21 protein-coding genes are annotated in these 19,431 nt (G+C 68.2%); 14 read left to right on the top strand and 7 right to left on the bottom strand.

The genetic code is table 11. The annotated features are described in order from the left end of the window. Positions 1–517: 517 nt before the first annotated feature. The 9 genes from rpmH to DEJ14_RS18615 all read left to right on the top strand — a co-directional run bounded on the left by rpmH (position 518) and on the right by DEJ14_RS18615 (position 6,013). Complete coding sequence (gene rpmH, locus DEJ14_RS18655; protein WP_022889115.1) at positions 518–655, top strand: 50S ribosomal protein L34; 138 nt, start codon at positions 518–520, stop codon at positions 653–655. 47 nt (positions 656–702) lie between these two features. Beyond that, positions 703–1,053, top strand: coding sequence for a ribonuclease P protein component (gene rnpA, locus DEJ14_RS18650; protein ID WP_111083681.1), 351 nt, complete (start codon positions 703–705; stop codon positions 1,051–1,053). Beyond that, on the top strand, positions 1,050–1,430 hold the full coding sequence (yidD, locus tag DEJ14_RS18645) for a membrane protein insertion efficiency factor YidD (RefSeq protein WP_111083680.1): 381 nt from the start codon (positions 1,050–1,052) through the stop codon (positions 1,428–1,430). The genes rnpA and yidD overlap by 4 nt, the downstream gene beginning before the upstream one ends. An 8-nt stretch (positions 1,431–1,438) precedes the next feature. Continuing rightward, positions 1,439–2,407, top strand: coding sequence for a membrane protein insertase YidC (gene yidC / locus DEJ14_RS18640; protein ID WP_111083679.1), 969 nt, complete (start codon positions 1,439–1,441; stop codon positions 2,405–2,407). Continuing rightward, on the top strand, positions 2,408–2,908 hold the full coding sequence (locus DEJ14_RS18635) for a Jag family protein (protein ID WP_111083678.1): 501 nt from the start codon (positions 2,408–2,410) through the stop codon (positions 2,906–2,908). Then, complete coding sequence (gene rsmG, locus DEJ14_RS18630) at positions 2,905–3,585, top strand: 16S rRNA (guanine(527)-N(7))-methyltransferase RsmG (protein ID WP_111083677.1); 681 nt, start codon at positions 2,905–2,907, stop codon at positions 3,583–3,585. Before DEJ14_RS18635 ends, rsmG begins: the two co-directional genes overlap by 4 nt. 81 nt (positions 3,586–3,666) lie before the next feature. Then, positions 3,667–4,554, top strand: a complete 888-nt coding sequence (locus tag DEJ14_RS18625) for a ParA family protein (protein ID WP_131845076.1) — start codon at positions 3,667–3,669, stop codon at positions 4,552–4,554. Between the two features lie 5 nt (positions 4,555–4,559). Next, complete coding sequence (locus tag DEJ14_RS18620) at positions 4,560–5,525, top strand: ParB/RepB/Spo0J family partition protein (RefSeq protein ID WP_111083675.1); 966 nt, start codon at positions 4,560–4,562, stop codon at positions 5,523–5,525. 179 nt (positions 5,526–5,704) lie between these two features. Then, positions 5,705–6,013, top strand: coding sequence for a helix-turn-helix domain-containing protein (locus DEJ14_RS18615; RefSeq protein ID WP_111083674.1), 309 nt, complete (start codon positions 5,705–5,707; stop codon positions 6,011–6,013). 24 nt (positions 6,014–6,037) lie between these two features. Here the strand turns inward: DEJ14_RS18615 and DEJ14_RS18610 are convergent, their stop codons facing one another. The 7 genes from DEJ14_RS18610 to DEJ14_RS18580 form a co-directional block, all read right to left on the bottom strand. Beyond that, positions 6,038–6,625, bottom strand: a complete 588-nt coding sequence (locus tag DEJ14_RS18610) for a ClpP family protease (protein ID WP_111083673.1) — start codon at positions 6,623–6,625, stop codon at positions 6,038–6,040. Further along, positions 6,622–7,260: a ClpP family protease gene (locus DEJ14_RS18605; RefSeq protein ID WP_111083672.1), complete on the bottom strand. Its 639-nt coding sequence runs from the start codon at positions 7,258–7,260 to the stop codon at positions 6,622–6,624. Before DEJ14_RS18605 ends, DEJ14_RS18610 begins: the two co-directional genes overlap by 4 nt. A gap of 151 nt (positions 7,261–7,411) precedes the next feature. Beyond that, positions 7,412–8,374 (bottom strand): D-alanine--D-alanine ligase family protein, encoded by a 963-nt coding sequence (locus DEJ14_RS18600; protein WP_111083671.1) that lies wholly within the window; start codon positions 8,372–8,374, stop codon positions 7,412–7,414. Positions 8,375–8,434: 60 nt separating this feature from the next. Continuing rightward, entirely contained in the window at positions 8,435–9,739 is a 1,305-nt protein-coding gene (locus DEJ14_RS18595) for an aminotransferase-like domain-containing protein (RefSeq protein WP_111083670.1), read from the bottom strand. Positions 9,740–9,900: 161 nt separating this feature from the next. Beyond that, complete coding sequence (gene trxA / locus DEJ14_RS18590) at positions 9,901–10,227, bottom strand: thioredoxin (protein ID WP_111083669.1); 327 nt, start codon at positions 10,225–10,227, stop codon at positions 9,901–9,903. A 75-nt stretch (positions 10,228–10,302) separates the two neighbouring features. After that, on the bottom strand, positions 10,303–11,289 hold the full coding sequence (gene trxB / locus DEJ14_RS18585; RefSeq protein ID WP_111083668.1) for a thioredoxin-disulfide reductase: 987 nt from the start codon (positions 11,287–11,289) through the stop codon (positions 10,303–10,305). A gap of 83 nt (positions 11,290–11,372) precedes the next feature. After that, complete coding sequence (locus tag DEJ14_RS18580; RefSeq protein ID WP_220036372.1) at positions 11,373–15,503, bottom strand: DUF6049 family protein; 4,131 nt, start codon at positions 15,501–15,503, stop codon at positions 11,373–11,375. A gap of 110 nt (positions 15,504–15,613) precedes the next feature. Between DEJ14_RS18580 and DEJ14_RS18575 the strand changes: the two genes are divergently transcribed. The 5 genes from DEJ14_RS18575 to rplI all read left to right on the top strand — a co-directional run bounded on the left by DEJ14_RS18575 (position 15,614) and on the right by rplI (position 19,001). After that, a complete protein-coding gene (locus tag DEJ14_RS18575; RefSeq protein WP_111083836.1) occupies positions 15,614–17,053 on the top strand; it encodes a CCA tRNA nucleotidyltransferase in 1,440 nt (479 codons plus the stop codon). A gap of 192 nt (positions 17,054–17,245) precedes the next feature. Continuing rightward, entirely contained in the window at positions 17,246–17,629 is a 384-nt protein-coding gene (gene rpsF / locus DEJ14_RS18570) for a 30S ribosomal protein S6 (protein ID WP_111083667.1), read from the top strand. A 3-nt stretch (positions 17,630–17,632) separates the two neighbouring features. Continuing rightward, the gene (locus DEJ14_RS18565) at positions 17,633–18,226 is read left to right on the top strand and encodes a single-stranded DNA-binding protein (protein ID WP_111083666.1); all 594 of its coding nucleotides are present in this window, start codon (positions 17,633–17,635) and stop codon (positions 18,224–18,226) included. A 50-nt stretch (positions 18,227–18,276) separates the two neighbouring features. Further along, positions 18,277–18,534, top strand: coding sequence for a 30S ribosomal protein S18 (gene rpsR / locus DEJ14_RS18560; protein WP_017887834.1), 258 nt, complete (start codon positions 18,277–18,279; stop codon positions 18,532–18,534). Between the two features lie 14 nt (positions 18,535–18,548). Continuing rightward, positions 18,549–19,001 carry a 50S ribosomal protein L9 gene (gene rplI / locus DEJ14_RS18555; protein WP_111083665.1) on the top strand — a complete coding sequence of 151 codons (453 nt, stop codon included), beginning with the start codon at positions 18,549–18,551 and terminating at the stop codon, positions 18,999–19,001. The last annotated feature ends 430 nt before the right edge of the window (positions 19,002–19,431 follow it).

The raw sequence follows: 19,431 nt of genomic DNA, 5'->3' as shown, positions 1-19,431 counted from the left end.
GTCGCGCTCGTCTCCAGGTGTGTGTCGTGCGTTCGGTGCCGGACCGGGGTGCGTCCTGCTGGGTCGGACGTGCCGGAGTGCCGCGGGGTGTGGCGCTCAGCGGACCGTGTCGTGCGCCGGCGGTTCGTCGGGGTCTCGGGGGCTTCGTCGACGCCTCGTACCGCGCGTGTTCCCACAGGGTTGTCCACAGTGTTGTCCACGACCGCCCGGATCCGTCGGACAGGAGTACTTCCCTGTCGTACCGGGGCGCGGGGCCGATCGATGACCCCACTGTAAAGGACCGGGCCGGGTGGCACCGAACGGAAGTTGTCCCCAATGTGGAGAATGGACCGCAGCGGTGTCCACGACGCCCCGGCATCGAGGCCGGCCCCGATCGGCGTTTGACCTGCCCGCTGCTGTCACGTACCGTTAACCAGTTGACTGCGGCCGATTGGTCGCGCCCATCTGCGTCGTTCGACACCGAGCGATGACACATACATACGTGACGGCTCGCCGCGAGCAGCCGTGTGGAGAGATCATGAGCAAGCGCACCTTCCAGCCGAACAACCGTCGCCGCGCCAAGAAGCACGGCTTCCGCCTCCGCATGCGGACGCGTGCCGGCCGCGCCATCCTGTCGGCGCGTCGCGCCAAGGGCCGCACCGAGCTCTCGGCCTGATCAGGCTCACCGCCTGATCCGGTCCTCGGTCTGACCCCGGCATCGCAGTGTTGGCAAGCGCCAACCGCATCGTCCGCGGGGACGACTACCGGAACGTCGTGCGTCGTGGTCGCAAGAGCGCCACGGCGCACGTCGTCGTGTCCGTGGTCCGTCGCTCGACGGACCCCACCGGACCGTCGCGGTTCGGGTTCATCGTCGCCAAGACGGTGGGCAACGCCGTGACCCGGAACCTGATCAGGCGGCGGCTCAAGGCGATCGCGCACGGCATCCTCGCCGACTCCCCCGTGGGGTACGACGTGGTGGTCCGAGCACTGCCAGCCGCATCGCAGGCCGGATGGCCTACCCTGCTCGAAGACGTCGTGCGCTCCTACGCGCGCGGGGTGGAGAAGGCAGCATGAACCGCATCCAGTGGACCCGGCTGGCCTGGGTCGCCGCGTTGCTCCCACGCAACGCGTGCGTCGTCGTGCTCCGGGCCTACCGTGCAGTGATCTCCCCGCTGTACGGCAACGTCTGCCGGTACCACCCGTCGTGCTCCCGGTACGCCCTCGAAGCGATCCAGCAGTACGGCGTCGTCCGCGGATCCGCGATGGGCGCCTGGCGTATCGCTCGCTGCAACCCCTGGGCTGCAGGCGGCATCGACGACGTCACGGAACGTCGTCGCCCGTTCGTCGTCAACCGGTTCGGGTTCGTCCTCGCGCCGATCCCGCAGCAGCCGCACCCCGCGGTCGGAACGGCCCGGCCGGTCCTGCTCCCCCAGCGCACTCGAAAGGCGTAGCCGTCCCCATGGACATCATCGGATTCGTCCTCTGGCCGCTCAAATGGGTGGTCTCGGCCATCCTCGTCGGCTTCCACTGGATCTTCGAGAGCATCGGCATGGACCCGGGCGCGGGTATCACCTGGGTCCTCTCCATCATCTTCCTGACCTTCGTGGTCCGCGCCGCGCTGATCCCGATCTTCGTGCGGCAGATCAAGTCGCAGCGCCGCATGCTCGAGGTCGCGCCGCAGCTGAAGAAGATCCAGGACAAGTACAAGGGCAAGAAGGACCAATTCTCGCGTGAGGCCATGAGCCGCGAGACCATGGCGCTGTACAAGGAGACGGGCACCAACCCGCTGAGCTCCTGCCTGCCGCTGCTGCTGCAGATGCCGATCTTCTTCTCGCTGTACTCGGTGCTGCACGAAGCGCAGATCAACAAGACGGGCATCGGCCTGCTCACGAACGACCTCGCGGCGTCGTTCGGCAACGCGGCCCTGTTCGGTGCTCCCCTGCACGAGACGTTCACGAATGCCTCCGGGTGGGAGGTTCGTGCGATCGCCGGCTTCATGATCGTGGTCATGACGGCCTCGCAGTTCATCACGCAGCTGCAGCTCGTTGCCAAGAACATGTCGCCGGAGACCAAGGCGTCGCCGATGTACCGCCAGCAGAAGATGATGCTGTACATCCTCCCGCTGGTCTTCGTGATCTCGGGTCTGAGCTTCCCCCTCGGCGTCATGTTCTACTGGCTCGCCTCCAACCTCTGGACGATGGCGCAGCAGTACTTCGTCATCCGCAGCATGCCGACGCCCGGATCCGAGGCGGCTCTGGCGCGTGAGGCGCGTCTGGCCAAGAAGGCCCAGCGTCGCGGGATCTCGAACCCGGTGCTCGCCGAAGCCGGAGCCGGTGCTGGCGCCGCCGAGATCGAGGCCGTGCGCGTCACCACTCAGCGTTCGCAGCCGGTCGGCAAGCAGCGCTCGAAGAAGAACGGGAAGAAGTAATTGACCGAGCAGGACACCGCCGCAGCCGTCGACACGACCGAGGTTCCGGACGAGGACGCCCGTGACGAGGCTGACATCGCTGCGGACTACATCGAGGAACTCCTCGACATCTGCGACCTCGACGGAGACATCGAGATCGAGGAGCGCGCCGGTCGCGTGTACCTGTCGGTCACCGATGACGGAGAGGCGCTCCGCGTCCTCTCCAAGCCGGACACCGTGACCGCGCTGCAGGAACTCACCCGCATCGCCGTCCAGGCCGAGACGGGCGAGTTCAGCCGGCTCATCCTCGACGTGGGCGGCTCCCGTGACGCTCGTGCCGACGAGCTGCAGCGACTGGTCGACACCGCCGTCGAGCGCATCGAAGCCGGATCGTCGTCCGCAGCACTCCCCCCGATGTCGTCGTACGAGCGCAAGCTGGTCCACGACCTCGTCGCTGAGAAGGGCTTCCACTCGGAGTCCGAGGGTGAGGGTCGGGACCGCCACACGGTCGTCACCCGATGACGGACGAGTCGGTGTCCTCGGCCACCGCGCCCACCGCTCCGGACGCTGCTCCGGTGCTCGAGGCTGAGCCTGCGGCTGCGTCCGCGCTCTTCGGCGAACAGATCGAGACGGCTCGTTCGTTCACGAACGAGCTGGCTCGCCGGGGCGAGGAGCTGGGCCTGATCGGCCCGCTCGAGTTGCCTCGACTCTGGACGCGACACATACTCAACTCAGCGTTGCTGGCGCCCCTCCTGGAGGCCCGCGGTCGGGTTGCCGACGTCGGCTCGGGTGCGGGACTGCCCGGTCTCGTGCTCGCGATCGCCCGTCCGGACGTGCACTTCACGCTCATCGAGCCGATGGAGCGTCGAGTGGATTGGCTCACCAACGAGGCGAGCAGGCTCGGGCTGTCCAACGTGACGGTGGTCCGCGGCCGCGCCGAGGACGTCTCCGACGACATCGTCGTCGACCAGGTCACGGCCCGCGCGGTCAGTGCGTTGTCGAAGCTCATCCCGATGACGGTTCCACTCGTCCGCTCGGGCGGGCAGCTCATCCTCATGAAGGGTGCGCGCGTCGAAGACGAGATCGAGAAGGCACGCAAGGTCATCCTGCGCCAGCACCTCTCGGACGTCGAGGTCCTCGAGCTCGGGGACGGTGTGGTCGCAGAGACCACGCGGGTCTTCCGGGCTACAGTTGACTGACCCTGCGGCTCGGATCGGGACAACTGATCGCGTGCTGCTCCACGTTTCACGTGAAACATCGAACCGGGGAAGAGGCACTCGTTGAGCTCATCGACCGATTACGACGCGTCGACTCCGCTTGCTCGCGAGATCGCCGACCTGAACCGCCGGCGCCGTGCGATCGCGACGCAGCAGTTCCCGTTGCCCCCGAAGACGCGGATCATCACCGTGTCGAACCAGAAGGGCGGCGTCGGGAAGACCACGACGACCGTCAACTTGGCCGCCGGCCTCGCCCACGGTGGCGCACGGGTGCTCGTGATCGACCTCGACCCACAGGGCAACGCGTCGACGGCCCTGGGTGTCGACCACCAGGCCGAGGTCGCGAGCATCTACGACGTCATCGTCGACGAGGCTGCGATGGCCGACACCGTGCAGCGGTCCCCCGAGTCCGACACCCTCTGGTGCGTGCCGGCGACGATCCACCTCGCGGGTGCTGAGATCGAACTCGTCTCCTTGGTCGCTCGAGAGCAGCGGCTGCGTACGGCGCTCGACCTGTACCTCCAGTCGCTGGACGAGCCGTACCACTACGTCTTCATCGACTGCCCGCCGTCGCTTGGTCTCCTCACGATCAACGCGTTCGTGGCGGCTCAGGAAGTCCTGATCCCGATCCAGTGCGAGTACTACGCGCTCGAGGGACTCAGCCAGCTGTTGCGCAACATCGAGCTCATCGAGCGGCACCTCAATCCGAACCTCCGGGTCTCGACGATCCTGCTCACCATGTACGACGGACGAACCAACCTGGCGAATCAGGTGGCGAACGACGTGCGCGAGCACTTCGGTGATCAGGTCTTGAAGGCGATGATCCCCCGATCCGTCCGGGTGAGTGAGGCGCCGAGTTACGGACAGAGCGTCGTCGCGTACGACGTGAACTCCACCGGGTCGCTCTCCTACTTGGAAGCGGCCGCCGAGATCGCAGCACGAGGAGCGTAAGACTGATGGCACCCAAGCGAACCGGACTCGGCCGCGGCATCGGCGCGCTCATCCCGACGGCAACGGACCAGCAGGACCGCCCCGTCGACGTGTTCTTCCCGACCGGTGGGTCGCCGGCGTCGGCACCCACCGCGGACGAACTCGTCGCTGTTCCGGGAGCCCGACTCGCGAACCTCAACCCGCTGGACGTGATCCCGAACGGGCAGCAGCCGCGCAAGGAGTTCCGCGAAGAAGAGTTGCAGGAGCTCGTCCACTCCATCCGTGAGATCGGCGTACTGCAGCCCATCGTCGTCCGCCCGATCCCCGGGGCTGTGGGGACGGAGCCGCAGTACGAGCTGATCATGGGTGAGCGGCGCCTCCGGGCGACCAAGGAGCTCGGGCTCACGACCATCCCGGCGATCGTCAAGGAGACGCCTGACGACGCGATGCTCCGGGACGCCCTGCTCGAGAACCTGCACCGGGCGCAGCTCAACCCGCTCGAAGAGGCTTCGGCGTACCAGCAGCTCCTGGCGGACTTCGGGATCACGCAGGAACAGCTCGGCCAGCGCATCGGGCGCTCACGTCCGCAGATCACCAACACCATCCGTCTGCTACGGCTCCCCTCCCCCGTGCAGCGTCGGGTCGCTGCTGGCGTGCTGTCGGCCGGTCACGCCCGCGCGATCCTTGCTGCCCCGGACGCCGAGGCGATGGAGTACCTCGCCGAGAAGATCGTCAACGAGGACCTGTCGGTGCGCGCTGCCGAAGCGATCGCGCAGCAGTTGGCGACGAAGACCCCTCCGAAGACTGCGCCGCAGCCCTCCAAGAACCAGGCGCACTTCAACGACCTTGCCGAGCGCATCGGTGACCGGTTGAACACGCGGGTCAAGATCGCTGTGGGCGCCCGGAAGAGCTCCGTGACCATCGACTTCGCGAACGGCGACGACCTGAATCGGATCCTTTCGGAGCTCGGGATCAGCGACGTTTCGTCCTGACGGCCCCCCAATGGCACTGTGCGGACCGTAGCGGGCTTCGCAGCCCCGGAGCGGGTGTCTGGAGCTGCGAGGGAGCATTCGGCCCGATACGGGGCGCGGAGCCGTTCAGCTGCTTGGAGTTCACGAGCAGCGAACGCGAAAGCCGAACGTTCCACGTGGAACACTGCCAAGCTCGCACCATGAGATCTCGCAATCCCGAGCCGCTCTGGCGTGACGTCGTCGGTCGAGAACTCCGCGCTCGTCGCCGCGACCGCGGGGACACCCTGCACGACGTCGCTCGTCGCGCAGGGGTGTCACCGCAGTACTTGTCGGAGATGGAACGCGGGCGGAAGGAGCCGTCGAGCGAGATGCTGGCAGCAGTGGCCGGCGCGCTCGAGAGTTCCTTGCTGGACCTGACGGCAGCCGCAGCAGAACAGCTCCGCGAGCGAGCACGTTCCGCAGGTACTGGTGGCGAACAATTGCGGAGCAGTTTCGTCCTCGCAGCCTGAGGCTTCGTCGGGCAGCGCCGTCCGTCAGCGTCGAGTGATCACGTGGTCCACGAGCCCGTACTGCTGGGCCTGACGGGCGGTGAAGACGCGATCGTGATCCGTGTCGGCCCGGAGTCGCTCGACACTCTGGCCGCTGTGCTCGGTGAGCAGGTGCTCGATCTCGGCCCGGATCCGGACGACCTCGTCGGCCTGCAGGATGAGCTCGGGAATGGCCCCCTGTCCCTGCGCCGCGGGTTGGTGGAGCACGACCCGAGCATGCGGCAGGGCCGACCGCTTTCCTGCTGCGCCCGCGGCGAGCAGGACGGCTCCGACACCGATCGCTTGCCCCACACAGGTGGTTGCGACGGCGGGGCGGATGAACCGCATGGTGTCGTAGACGGCGAGCATGGCACTCGGGTCGCCGCCGTCGCAGTTGACGTAGAGCTGGACGTCCGAGTCCGGGTTGTCCGACTCGAGGAAGAGGAGTTGCGCGATGAGGGCGTTGGCGACGCCAGCATCGATCGCGGTAGCGATGTAGATGATGCGCTCGGTGAGCAGGTGCGAGTAGACGTCCAGGACCCGGTCGCCGCGAGCGTCCCGCGCGATGACGTTCGGGATCGTGTACGCGCTCAACGGTCTCCCTCCCCGACCGCAGGGCCGCCGAAGCCGGTCACGGTGGAGCGGGGCTGCTGAGGCCGGATCACCGAGAAGTCGTCGACGATCACGTCGACGAAACCGTAGTCGAGGGCCTCCTGCGCGGAGTACCAGTGGTCGTGCAGCGAGTCCTCGAAGATGCGGTCGACCGTCTGACCGGTGTCCGCTGCGATGAGTCCGAGCACGGTGTCGCGGGTGTCACGGAGGTGGTCTGCCTGCAGCGCCACGTCCACTGCACTCCCCCCGATCCCTGCGGACCCCTGGTGCATGAGGATCCGGCTGTGCGGCAGTGCTCGTCGCTTGCCGGGAGTACCGGAGGACAGCAGGAACTGGCCCGCGCTGCAGGCGATCCCGAATGCGAGCGTGCTGACGTCGTTGGGGATCACCCGCATGAGGTCCCGGAGTGCGAGCATCGCCGGGACCGAGCCTCCGGGCGAATGGATCCAGAGCGCGATGTCGCTCCAGGGGTCCGCCGTCGCGAGCTGTACCAACTGCGTCATGAGGACGGTGCCGTTGTCGTCGTCGAGGGCGCCGTCGAGTACGAGCACGCGATGGTCGAAGAGGGCACGCCGGTACTCGATCGTAAAGGCTGCGGGCGGTGGTGAATCGGTCATGCGTCCACCGTGCCCCGGGAGATGACCAGACGCATCCGATGCTGCTCAGAGCGGATCAGCTCTCAGCAGCGAACCGCGAGTGCCGACGTTCCACGTGGAACATCGACTCTCGCGCACTCCGATGTTCCACGTGGAACGTCGAACTCGCGGATCAGGCGTGGTGGTCGCGGATCGCCTGTTCGGCGAGCTCTGCGTACGTCCACCCGAGATCGAAACCGGATGCGGAGAGTGCCTGCGGCAGCAGGGAGGTCTCGGTCAGACCCGGGAGCACGTTGGCTTCGAGGAACCACGGCGTACCAGCGCCGTCGATGATGAGGTCCACACGGGACAGATGGCGGAGGCCAAGGGCTGCGTGCGCCGCGACGGCGGCATCGGCTGCAGCGGTCGCGAACTCGTCAGACAGTCGGGCGGGGGTGTAGAACGTCGTCTCCCCGGCGTTGTACCGCGCCTCGAAGCCGTAGATGCCGTTTCGCGGGACGATCTCGACGGCGGAGAGCGCCACCGGCCCGTCACCCGTGTCGATGATCCCGACCGCGACCTCGGTACCGCGGATGAGCTGCTCGACCACGACGTCGTCGCAGTACGTGTAGGCCGTGACCATGGCACGCGGCAGGTCGTTGACGTCATCGACGAGTGTCACGCCCTGCGCGCTGCCGCCGCGTGCCGGCTTCACGGCGAGCGGGACCGGGTGCTCCCCCGCGATGGCCTTGAGCACCCCGACGGCGCCGAGCTCGCGGAACACGTCGTGGGACAGCGTGACGGATCGAGGGGTGCGGACGCCTGCCCGCGCGACCAGCGCTGACGCCGTGGGCTTGTCCCATGCCAACCGGGCCGACGTGGAACGTGAGCCGACGAACGGGATGTCCACCGCCTCCAGGATGCCCCGCAGGGCCCCGTCTTCACCGGAGGCGCCGTGAAGAGCCGGCCACACGACATCCGGGCGGGACTCGGCGAGAGCCGGCAGCAGCAGCGCGTCGGCGTCGCGGAGATCGACCTGCCACCCGTACCCGGTCAGCGAGTCGGCGACCCGCCGACCGGAGCGCAGGGAGACGTCACGTTCGTGCGAGATCCCTCCGGCGACGACGACGACGTGACGACGAGTGAGCTCAGCCATGGGGATCCTCCGGTGTGGAACGACGGTGCTGGTGGGCCACGCACCGCAGAAAAGCGCTGATCAGGAGATGTTCGGCGGCGGAGCGCTGACCGAGGACGTCTCGCGGACGACAGTGTTCGGCCGAGTCGTCGGACCGAACGTCTCGATCAGCTCGAGTTCGTCGTTGACGACGTTGGCGAGCCGCTTCACGCCGACGCGGATCTGCTCGGGAGTGGGGTAGCAGAACGACAGACGGATGTGCCCGCCGCCACGACCGTCCGCGTAGAAGGCCGTCCCCGGCGTGTAGGCGACGAGCTCCTTCACGGCGCGCGGCAGCATGCCCTTCGAGTCGAGGGACTCGGGGAGCGTCAGCCAGACGAAGAAGCCGCCGTTCGGCTTCGTCCAGGACAGATCCGGCAGGAACTCCCCCAGTGCGGACAGCATGGCGTCACGGCGCTCTGCGTAGATGCCGCGGAAGGTGTCGACCTGACCCTTCCAGTCCGCGGCGTCCAGGTACGCGTTCACGACGTACTGCCCGAAGGAGTTCGGGGCGAGGACGGCGGACTCATTGGCGAGCACGAGCTTCTCGCGGATGGCGTGCGGTGCGAGCGCCCAGCCGACCCGGAAACCGGGTGCGAGGGTCTTCGAGAAGGACCCCAGGTACACGACGCCCTCTTCGTCGATGGAGCGGATCGCCTGTGGTGCCGGCTCGTCGAACCAGAGCAGACCGTAGGGGTTGTCCTCGAGCACCAGGATGTTGTTGGACCGGCAGATGTCGAGCACCTCGATGCGGCGCTCCCGGCTCATGGTGACGCCGGCCGGGTTGTGGAAGTTCGGGATCGTGTAGAGGAACTTGATCCGCTTGCCCTGCGTGCGGAGGTTCGCGATCGCCTCACGCAGCGCCTCGGGAACCAGACCGAGCTCGTCGGTCGTCACGTGGACGGTCTCGGCCTGGTACGACCGGAACACACCGATCGCACCGACGTAGGACGGGGACTCGGCGAGGACGACGTCGCCCGGATCGATGAACAGCCGCGTGACGAGGTCGAGGGCGTGCTGCGAGCCCGTCGTCACGACGACGTCCTCGGCACTGGCACGGATGCCCTCGAGGCTCATGACGTCCACGATGTGCTCACGGAGGGACCGCAGACCCTGTCCGCCGCCGTACTGCAGCGCCATGGCCGCGTGCTCGTTCATGACGCGGTCCAGGGAGCCCGTGACGAGCTCTCTCGGCAGCGCGGAGACGAACGGCATGCCGCCGGCCAGCGAGACCACCTCGGGGCGCGAGGCGACGGCGAACAGGGCTCGGACCTCGGAGGCGCTCAGCCCGGCGGTGCGCTGGGCGTAGGAGTCGTACCAGGGGTCGAGGCTGTTGCCGTTCGTCATACCGTGCTCCGATCAGTGAGACATTCCCGCCACACTACGACATCGACCCCGGAAACCCGGGCTCCGCGGCGGGGGCCGATCCGCAACGGGTGGCATGCGAACGCCCCGCCGGCGCCTGCTGAGCAGGACGAGGACGGGGCGTTCGGTGGTGCTGGTGCGACCTACGCGAGGAACTCGGCGAGGTCGGCCTCGAGCGCGGGCTTCGGCTTGGCGCCGATGACGGTCTTGACGACCTCGCCGCCCTTGAAGACCTTCATCGCCGGGATCGAGGTGATCTGGTAGTTCATGGCCGCCTGGGGGTTGTCGTCCACGTTGAGCTTCACGATCTCGATCTTGCCGGCGTGCTCTTCGGCGATCTGGTCGAGGATCGGCGAGACGGCGCGACACGGGCCGCACCACTCGGCCCAGAAGTCGACGAGGATCGTCTTGTCGGACTTGAGGACCTCGTCCGAGAAGGTGGCGTCGGTGACAGCCTTTGCGTTGGACATGGGTGTCCTTTCGTGAGAAGTCGGTACTGGGTGTGGAACCGCGGACGGGCCCCCGGCATTCCGGGGCCGTACGGGTCAGGCGGAGATGGTGACCGGTTCGACCGGGGTCTCGCCCGCAGCAGCGTCGGTCAGCGTGTCCTCGAGGTCGGCGAGGTACTTCTCGGCGTCGAGCGCGGCGACGGCACCGGAACCGGCGGCCGTGATGGCCTGGCGGTAGGTGTGGTCGAGCACGTCGCCGGCGACGAAGACCCCGGGAACGCCGACGGCCTTGGACGTGCGCCCCTCGACGGCGATGGTGCCCTCGGGAGCGAGCTCGAGCTGACCGTGCACGAGGTGCACGCGGGGGTCGTTGCCGATCGCGATGAACAGGCCGTCGAGGGCGAGTTCGCTCTCGGTGCCGTCCACGGTGTCCTTGAGGGTCACGCCGGTCACTGCGGAGTCACCCTGGATGCCGATGACCTCCTTGTTCCACGCGAACTCGATCTTCGGGTCGTTGTGGGCACGGTCCTGCATGATCTTCGACGCACGGAGGGTGTCCTTGCGGTGGATCACGGTGACTTTGTCGGCAAAACGGGTGAGGAACGTTGCTTCTTCCATCGCGGAGTCGCCACCGCCGACCACGGCGATGTTCTTCTGGCGGAAGAAGAAGCCGTCGCAGGTCGCGCACCACGAGACACCGTGGCCCGAGAGGCGCTCTTCGTCGGCGATGCCGAGGTGGCGGTAGGCCGAACCGGTCGCGTAGATGACCGCGAGGGCTTCGTACGTCTCGCCGGAGCCGACGGTGACCTTCTTCACGTCGCCGGTGAGGTCGACGGAGACGGCGTCGTCGTACAGGACCTCGGCGCCGAACTTCTCGGCCTGTTCCTGCATCTTGATCATGAGGTCGGGGCCCTGGATCCCCTCGGGGAAGCCCGGGAAGTTCTCGACCTCGGTCGTCTTGGTGAGTTCCCCGCCCGTCTCGACGCTGGACGCGACGATGAGCGGCTTGAGCTCTGCGCGCGCGGCGTAGATGCCGGCGGTGAACCCGGCCGGACCGGAACCGATGATGATGAGCTGGCGCATGCCTGACTGCCCTTCCGTTGCGTGCTGACCGGGTCAACACATCGTACCGGCGCGGCATTCCGCGACGTCCGGGAAGCGTGCGGTCAGCGACCGAGCTTGCTCTTCACCATGCCGACGGCGTTCTTGATCTCGCCGTTCTTCGCGACGACGAGCGCCCCGAAGTACACGAGGACCATGACGGCGCCAGTCAGGACGATGGTGATGAGCGCCCCGGTGCGGTCGGACATCGCGAACCCGGCTGCGGAGAACGCCCCGAAGAAGTTCGCGACCAGCAGGCCGACCACGCCGGCGATCAGCGCCGCGATGACGAACTGCACGTGCGAGCGGGTCACGACCGGTCCCTCGATGCTGCCGAGCTTGCGGCGCACCAGGACGAGGGCGACGATCGTCTGCGCGGTCCCGGCGAGGGTCGTGCACGCGGCCACACCGATGCCGATCACGGAGGTCGGGAACGTCGACACCGCGAGGGCACCGATGACGAACAGGACGGACTGGATGCACTGCATCAGGAACGGCGTCCGGTGGTCGTGCATGGCCCAGAACACGCGCTGGATGATGAACAACATGCTGAACAGCACCAGGCCCGGCATGTAGGCGACCAGGACGGCACCGACCTGTAGGGCGCTCTCGAACGTGCCCTCGTACAGCCGGCCGAACGGCACCGCGACGACGACCAACGCCACCGACGCGAAGACCGTGAAGAGCCCGACGATGCGCAGGGACAGCGACAGGTTCCGTCGGACCGATGCCAGGTCGCCGCGTGCAGCATCGTGGCTCATCCGGGTGAAGTACGCCGTCGCGATGGACACCGTGATGATCGAGTGCGGCAGCATGAAGATGAGCCACGCATTGCCGAGCACTGCGTTGCCGGGTCCGTCACCCTGACCCTTCCACGCGACAGCTGACTGCACGATGCCGGCGACCTGGGTCACCAGGATCATCGCGAAGAGCCAGCCGGCAGCAGTACCCGTGGACTTCAGGCCGACGCCGCGCCACCGGAAGTCCGGTCGGAACGACAGCCCTGCTCGCCGCCAGAACAGCGGGAGGAACGCCGCCTGGGCGAACACGCCGAACGAGGCGCTGCCGGCGAGGAGTGCGATCTTCGCCGGCGTCCAATCGTCGAGGGCGCTGCCGCTCGTGCCGTACAGGGCGATGAACACCACGAGCCCGGCGATCGCGATGACGTTGTTGAGCAGCGGTGCCCAGGTGAACGGACCGAACACCTGCTTGGCGTTGAGGACCTCACCGAGCAGCGAGTACATCGCGTAGAAGAGGATCTGCGGCAGGCACCAGAACGCGAAGGCGATTGCGAGGTCGGTCGCAGCAGGACCCCGGGTGTCCGAGGACGTCGTGTACAGGCGGACCAGGAGCGGTGCCAGTGCCGTCGCGACGATCGTGATGACGATGAAGACCGAACCGCCGAGCGTCACGATCTTGTTGACGTACGCCTGCCCACCGTCCGTGCCGTTCTTCATGGCGCGGACGATCTGTGGGATGAGCACGGCCGACAGCAGGCCGCCCGCGATGAGCGCGTAGATGTTGTTCGGCAGCTGGTTCGCGACCGCGAACGCGTTCGCCGAGGGGCTCTTGTTCTGCCCGATGGCGTAGGCGAGCACGAAGGTCTTCGCGAAGCCCAGGATGCGGCTCACCATCGTCCCCGCCGCGAGCATCGCACTCGCACGCCCCAGGCTGCGCTCCGCGACCGGTTCCGCGTCGACGTCGGGCTGGGGCTGGGTGGCGCTGATGGTCGGCTCCTCAGGGTCGCGGGCGTCCGCGACACGGCTGGTACGGGCGTCGGACGGGAGGCCCGGTTCGGCCCCGGCACGGGCGATCGCGTCCTGCAGGCGGTCGCCACCAGGAGCCGCGACAGCGGCCGTTCCGGAGCCGGCCACGGCGAACGCGGTGGGTGCCTCGGCGCGGTGATCCGGGCCTTCCGGTCCGGCGACCGATCCCGCGGGCGAGGCGGACGCACCGGGCGCACCCGGCTGCACGGCGAGCGGGCGGTTGGGGTCGTCGTCGTCCTCGTCGTCGAGTTCGCCGTTGCGACGACGGATGCGCTTCCGGATGCTGCGGAAGATGCCGAAGCCGAAGATCGCGATCAGGGCGACCGCTGCGGCGGCGGTGATGACCGTCTCCCACTGCGCCTGGACGTTGAGCTCGACGGTGGCCGGCTGCGCGATGGCGACGCCGGTCGGGCTCGACAGGGACATGGTCAGCTCGACCTTGCCGTTCGCGACGGACTGCACGGGGACGGTCGCTCGGGTCGAGGAGTCCGGCTGGATCTCGACCACGATGTCGTTGCGGACGATCCGGAGGGCGGAGTTCGACGGCTGGACGGCCAGGTGCACCGTCACCGGGTAGTCGGAGCTGTTGCGGATGGACACCGGAAGCGAGGAGCGGTCGCCGAGCAGGGTCAGGCTGCTCGAGTCGACGATCCCGACCTCGGTGGTCTGCTTCGCCCAGGCTGCGGTGCGGGCGTCGACCGCGGCCTGGAGCCCGTCGTCGTCCCCGCGCCACGCGTTCGAGGCGATGGCGAGGAGTCGGAGGCGTGCCGGTGCCGTCAGTTCGTTGGGGCTGTCGAGGATGGTGGCGAACGCGGAGAGCCCCTGTTCGCCCTGTACCAGGCGCTTCAGCTGCGCGATGCGGTCGGCCCCGGTGGACGCACTGTTGAGCGTGAGTGACCCCGCGGTGGCGTCCGACGCGGTGGAGAGGTCAGCCGGTGCCACCCAGGCGGTGCTCTCGAGTGCGTCGAGTGTCTGGCTGAGGCGCGTGGAGTCCGACGGCCAGTCGCGACCGAGGGTGAGCAGGATCGGCCCGGTCGTGCCACCGTCGCGCGCCGAGGTGGCGAGCGTCGCCGTGAGCTCGGACATCGCCGACGACCAGCTCTGGCGGTCCGGTGCGGTCGCGGCGTCACGCAGCAGGGACGACATCGACTGGTCCGACACGAGGACGTGGTCGTCACCGATCTTCTCGGATGCCGAGACCGTGGCGTTCGCGCCGGCGGAGGTGTTCCCGCTCGACACGATCGTGGTGTCCTTGTCGGCCCGCTGCAGTGCCGTGAGGTCGGCCGCGGTCACGGTGCCGTCCGCCGGCCACGCGATGGAGTCCATCGAGTAGGGGAAGTCCAGCAGCTGCTCGGTCGTGGGCAGCGTCTCCGTGGACTCGCCCGTGTCGGAGCCGGCGTCGGTGGTGGCGTCGTCGCTCGGGGACGCGGTGCTGCTCGGGGTCGTCGTCTGGCCGGGGGTCGCGGTCGGGGTCGGCGCGGGGGTCTCGGCGCCGGGGAAGTTCTCGGTCTTCACGGACTGGTCGAGCGAGATCGGAGCGAGGATGCCGTCGGACCCGGCCTGGCGCAGCCCGGTGACGTCGGCGTCGGCGTACGACAGCGCGAAGGTCTCGTTCCGCAGGGACTCGAGGCGCTGGAGCCACGCGGTCGCCGCGGACGGCGCGTTCTCGCCGAGGATCCGGATCGAGGCGATGATGCGGGGGTCGACCGCGACGGCGACGTTGTGGTCCTCGGCGGCGTCGAGCTGCTGCGTGAGGGTGCCGTCCACCGAGGTCGCGGCGGCCAGGACGGCCGCGCTGAGGATGCCGTCGGTGGACTTCGGGACCGTCACCGGCATCGCCACGGAGACGCTGACCGGCACCTGCTCGAAGTCCGGGTACCAGGTGATCGCGGAGCGGGCGACGGCGAAGGTCTCACCGGCCGTGTACTCCGCCGCGATGCGTCGCGCACCGAACGAGGAGTACCCGCCGAGTGCCACGTTGCCCGAGACGATCTCGACCGAGTCGATGGTGACCGATCGGTGCGCAGGGACCTCCGGGATGTCCACGGAGTCCATCGGGGCGCCGAGGTAACCGGTCGTGGTGGTGTCGGCAAGCCAGTCGGCGAGGACGTCCCGCGTGCTCACGGAGCGGAAGATGTCGAACTCCGCGGTGCCGGCGGGCAGTGCGGTGTCGGTGTCGTTCGTGACGGTCACCGAGAGGGTGAGGTCCTGGTCGCGCTGGACGATCCCACGGTGCGCGGGGGCGACCGAGATCGTGGCCTTGCCCGCATCGGCAGCAGCCGGATCGGCGAGGTGGGTCTTGGCCGACGAGACCGTCGCAGCATCGGCGTGCGGGGCGCTGACGGGCGCGACGACCAGGCCGAGCGCGACGAGGGTCGACGCGGCTGCGGCGAGCGTGGTGCGGAGGATGTGCATACGGAAGCGGGCCACGGGGTCGGTTCGGGCCGAGCACGAGTGTATGAGGCGTGACCATGAACAGGTCCCGTGCGCGCGGGGTTGTGGAGAACTCGGGGCCTCGATCTGGGAGGATGAGCACCGTCATGCAGTCCGTTGCCCAGGCCGTCGAACGACTCGACGCACTCGCCACCACCGAGCCCGTCGACCTCCTCGCTCGGGCCTTCGCCGACGCCGGACACGAGCTGGCCCTGGTCGGCGGACCCGTGCGGGACGCCTTCCTCGGTCGCCCCGTCACCGACCTCGACTTCACGACGAGCGCTCGTCCGGACGACATCCTGCGCATCGTCGAACCGATCGCGAGCGCCACGTGGGACGTCGGCCGCCAGTTCGGCACCATCGCCGCGCGGGTCGGCGGCGAGCAGGTCGAGATCACGACGTACCGCAGCGACGTGTACGACGGCGAGACCCGCAAGCCCGAGGTCGCGTTCGGCGACACCATCGAGGACGACCTGCTCCGCCGCGACTTCACCGTCAACGCGATGGCGCTCCGGCTGCCGGCGCGCGAGCTCGTCGACGTGCACGGCGGCGTCGAGGACCTGCTTGCCGCACGACTCCGCACCCCGCAGGCCGCCGTGGTGTCGTTCCGCGACGACCCGCTCCGGATGATGCGGGCAACGCGGTTCACGTCGCAGCTCGGGTTCACCGTCGACGACGACGTCCGTGCCGCCATGCAGGACCTCGTCGACTCCATCGACATCGTGTCCGCCGAGCGGGTGCGCGACGAACTCGTCAAGCTCCTGAACACGAGCGACCCGGTGCCCGGCATCCGGCTGCTCGTGGACACCGGCCTCGCCGAGCGGTTCCTGCCCGAGCTGCCCGAGATGCGGCTCGAGATCGACGAGCACCACCACCACAAGGACGTCTACGAGCACTCCCTGACCGTGCTCGAGCAGGCCATCGGGTACGAGGCCGAGCGGCACGCGGGCGACCCCCCGGACACCGTGCTGCGGCTCGCCGCACTGCTGCACGACATCGGCAAGCCGGCCACGCGCAAGCTCGAGCCCGGCGGCGCCGTCAGCTTCCACCACCACGACCTGGTCGGCTCGAAGCTCGCGAAGAAGCGGCTCCGGGTCCTGCGCTTCGACAACGACACGATCGCCGCGGTGTCCCGCCTGATCGAGCTGCACCTGCGGTTCTTCGGGTACACCGAGGGTGCCTGGACCGACTCGGCCGTCCGCCGCTACGTCCGCGACGCCGGCCCGCAGCTCGAACGGCTGCACGAGCTGACCCGCTCGGACGTCACCACCCGGAACCGTCGGAAGGCCGACCGCCTGGCGTTCGCGTACGACGACCTCGAGGAGCGGATCCGCGTCCTGGCCGACCAAGAGGAGCTGGACTCGATCCGGCCCGACCTGACCGGCGACGACATCATGCGGATCCTCGACATCCCGCCGGGGCGTGCCGTGGGCGAGGCCTACCGGTTCCTGCTCGAGGCCCGGATGGACGACGGGCCGCTCGGCGCCGACGCTGCTGAGGCGCGCCTGCGCGACTGGTGGGCCGCGCGGGACGCGACCAGCTCCTGACGCGACGCCGGCGCACTGGACGCCACCGCCTGACGGACGCGACGGTTCTGCACAGACCGGTGGCGCGCCTCCAGGCCGTCGGGTAGTCTGTGCAGGTTGCCCGGCGCGTGTCTGCGTGCCGTGGCACATGCATCAACCCTCCTGCCCCGGGAACTGCCCGGGGCCGCTGAGACCAGAGGAGGTGGGTTCCGCATGCACCAGTACGAACTGATGGCGATCCTCGACCCCGAGATCGATGAGCGCACCGTCGCTCCCAGCCTGGACAAGTTCCTCGCTGTCATCCGCAACGACGGTGGCACCGTCGACAACGTGGACGTCTGGGGCCGTCGCCGGCTCGCTTACGAGATCGCCAAGAAGTCCGAGGGCATCTACGCCGTCGTCGACTTCACGTCCTCGCCCGAGGCCGCCAAGGAGCTCGACCGTCAGCTCGGTCTCTCCGAGGCCGTGCTCCGCACGAAGGTCCTCCGCGCCGAAGAGGGCATCGCGCAGGTCGCCGCCCAGAAGCAGCGCGACGAGGCACGTGCGGCCCGCAAGGCCGCCAACGCGTCCGCAACCGCGACCGCGAGCGCCGAGTAACCCGTGGCCGGCGAAACCGTCATCACGGTGGTGGGCAACCTCACCGCGGACCCCGAGCTGCGCTACACGCAGAACGGGCTCGCAGTGGCGAACTTCACCATCGCCTCCACGCCTCGCACGTTCGACCGTCAGGCGAACGAGTGGAAGGACGGCGACGCGCTGTTCCTCCGCGCGAGTGTGTGGCGGGAGTTCGCCGAGCACGTGGCGGGGTCGCTGACGAAGGGCTCGCGCGTCATCGCGCAGGGTCGTCTGCGTCAGCGTTCCTACCAGGACCGTGAGGGTCAGCAGCGCACGAGCATCGAGCTCGAGGTCGACGAGATCGGCCCGTCGCTCCGGTACGCGACCGCACAGATCACCCGCGCAGCGGGTGGCGGCGGCGGTCGTGGCCAGGTCGGCGGCGGCAACAGCGGCGGCGGCGGTCAGCAGGGCGGCGGCAACGGCGGCTGGAACAACAACGGTGGCGGCAACGCCTCCGCTGGCGGCCAGTCCGACGAGCCGTGGTCCCCGCAGGGTGGCCAGCAGGGCGGCGGCAACGCACAGTCGAACGACGTGTGGAGCACCCCCGGCGGCAACTTCGACGACGAGACCCCGTTCTGATCCTCTCGGTTCCGACGGACACACAACTTTTCTTCTAAGGACAAATCACTATGGCTGGAAAGAGCACCGGCGACCGCCGGAAGCCTCGCGGCAAGGGCGGCAAGAACGCCGCTCCCGCGAAGTCGATCAAGGTCGGCGTCATCGACTACAAGGACGTTGCGACCCTTCGCAAGTTCATCTCGGAGCGTGGAAAGATCCGCGCCCGTCGCATCACCGGCGTCTCCGTCCAGGAGCAGCGCCTCATCGCCCGTGCCGTGAAGAACGCCCGTGAGATGGCGCTCCTCCCCTACGCCGGCTCCGGCCGCTGATCGGAGGTCGACACATGTCGAAGCTCATCCTCACCCACGAGGTCTCCGGCCTCGGTTCCGCTGGTGACGTCGTCGACGTCAAGAACGGCTACGCCCGCAACTACCTCATCCCCCAGGGCTTCGCTGTCGCGTGGTCCAAGGGCGGCGAGAAGCAGGTCGAGTCGATCCGTGCCGCGCGCACCGCGCGTGAGCTCGCCACCATCGAAGAGGCACAGGACCTCAAGATGAAGCTCGAGAACGCGACCATCTCCCTGGCGGTCAAGGCCGGCAAGGACGGTCGTCTGTTCGGCTCCGTCCGTCCGGGCGACGTCGCTGACGCCGTCCAGGCGCAGGGCGTCGGCTCGCTCGACAAGCGCAAGGTCGAGGTCCCCGCGACCATCAAGACGGTCGGTGACCACGAGGCCACCGTGCGTCTGCGCGAGGACATCACTGCCGTGATCTCGCTCAAGGTCGTCGCTGCCAAGTAGCACTGACGTTCCGCTCCACGACGGGCGGGTCTCCTCCGGGAGGCCCGCCCGTCGTTGCGTTGGCGGGCTCGGCTCGGCTTGGCTGGCTGGTTACCTCTCAGGCACGGTTCGGCTTGCTGGGAACGGCCCGAGAACACTTCCCACAGGAGGGGTGCTTGTCAAGTCGTTTTACACAGCAGAAACGTGTCAAATCGGAACCTTCAAGACGTACTTGAACCCCACTTTTCCACACACCGTGTGAACATGAAAACCCCTGGTCAAACGGTCGAAAGTGTGTTCCCATAGCCATGTTTCCACAGGCTCGTCCACAGTTGTCCACACAGCATTCCGGCGTGTTCCGCAATCCCTCCACAGAGTTATCCACAGGGCCGTTTGTTGGGGATAACTCTGCGGCCGTAGCTTGGCCCAGCGACTCGGGGATGTCGGTCGC

Source organism: Curtobacterium sp. MCJR17_020, from assembly GCF_003234365.2.
Lineage (GTDB): Bacteria > Actinomycetota > Actinomycetes > Actinomycetales > Microbacteriaceae > Curtobacterium.
This window is presented reverse-complemented; position numbering and strand designations above follow the sequence as displayed.

Excerpts from the sequence above, each read along its gene's own strand:
- DEJ14_RS18600 (WP_111083671.1), bottom strand. The coding sequence starts at position 8,374 with ATGGCTGAGCTCACTCGTCGTCACGTCGTCGTCGTCGCCGGAGGGATC.
- rpsF (WP_111083667.1), top strand. The coding sequence starts at position 17,246 with ATGCACCAGTACGAACTGATGGCGATCCTCGACCCCGAGATCGATGAG.
- rsmG (WP_111083677.1), top strand. The coding sequence starts at position 2,905 with ATGACGGACGAGTCGGTGTCCTCGGCCACCGCGCCCACCGCTCCGGAC.
- yidD (WP_111083680.1), top strand. The coding sequence starts at position 1,050 with ATGAACCGCATCCAGTGGACCCGGCTGGCCTGGGTCGCCGCGTTGCTC.
- DEJ14_RS18615 (WP_111083674.1), top strand. The coding sequence starts at position 5,705 with ATGAGATCTCGCAATCCCGAGCCGCTCTGGCGTGACGTCGTCGGTCGA.
- DEJ14_RS18575 (WP_111083836.1), top strand. The coding sequence starts at position 15,614 with ATGCAGTCCGTTGCCCAGGCCGTCGAACGACTCGACGCACTCGCCACC.
- trxA (WP_111083669.1), bottom strand. The coding sequence starts at position 10,227 with ATGTCCAACGCAAAGGCTGTCACCGACGCCACCTTCTCGGACGAGGTC.
- DEJ14_RS18595 (WP_111083670.1), bottom strand. The coding sequence starts at position 9,739 with ATGACGAACGGCAACAGCCTCGACCCCTGGTACGACTCCTACGCCCAG.
- trxB (WP_111083668.1), bottom strand. The coding sequence starts at position 11,289 with ATGCGCCAGCTCATCATCATCGGTTCCGGTCCGGCCGGGTTCACCGCC.
- DEJ14_RS18605 (WP_111083672.1), bottom strand. The coding sequence starts at position 7,260 with ATGACCGATTCACCACCGCCCGCAGCCTTTACGATCGAGTACCGGCGT.
- rplI (WP_111083665.1), top strand. The coding sequence starts at position 18,549 with ATGTCGAAGCTCATCCTCACCCACGAGGTCTCCGGCCTCGGTTCCGCT.
- yidC (WP_111083679.1), top strand. The coding sequence starts at position 1,439 with ATGGACATCATCGGATTCGTCCTCTGGCCGCTCAAATGGGTGGTCTCG.
- rpmH (WP_022889115.1), top strand. The coding sequence starts at position 518 with ATGAGCAAGCGCACCTTCCAGCCGAACAACCGTCGCCGCGCCAAGAAG.
- rpsR (WP_017887834.1), top strand. The coding sequence starts at position 18,277 with ATGGCTGGAAAGAGCACCGGCGACCGCCGGAAGCCTCGCGGCAAGGGC.
- DEJ14_RS18620 (WP_111083675.1), top strand. The coding sequence starts at position 4,560 with ATGGCACCCAAGCGAACCGGACTCGGCCGCGGCATCGGCGCGCTCATC.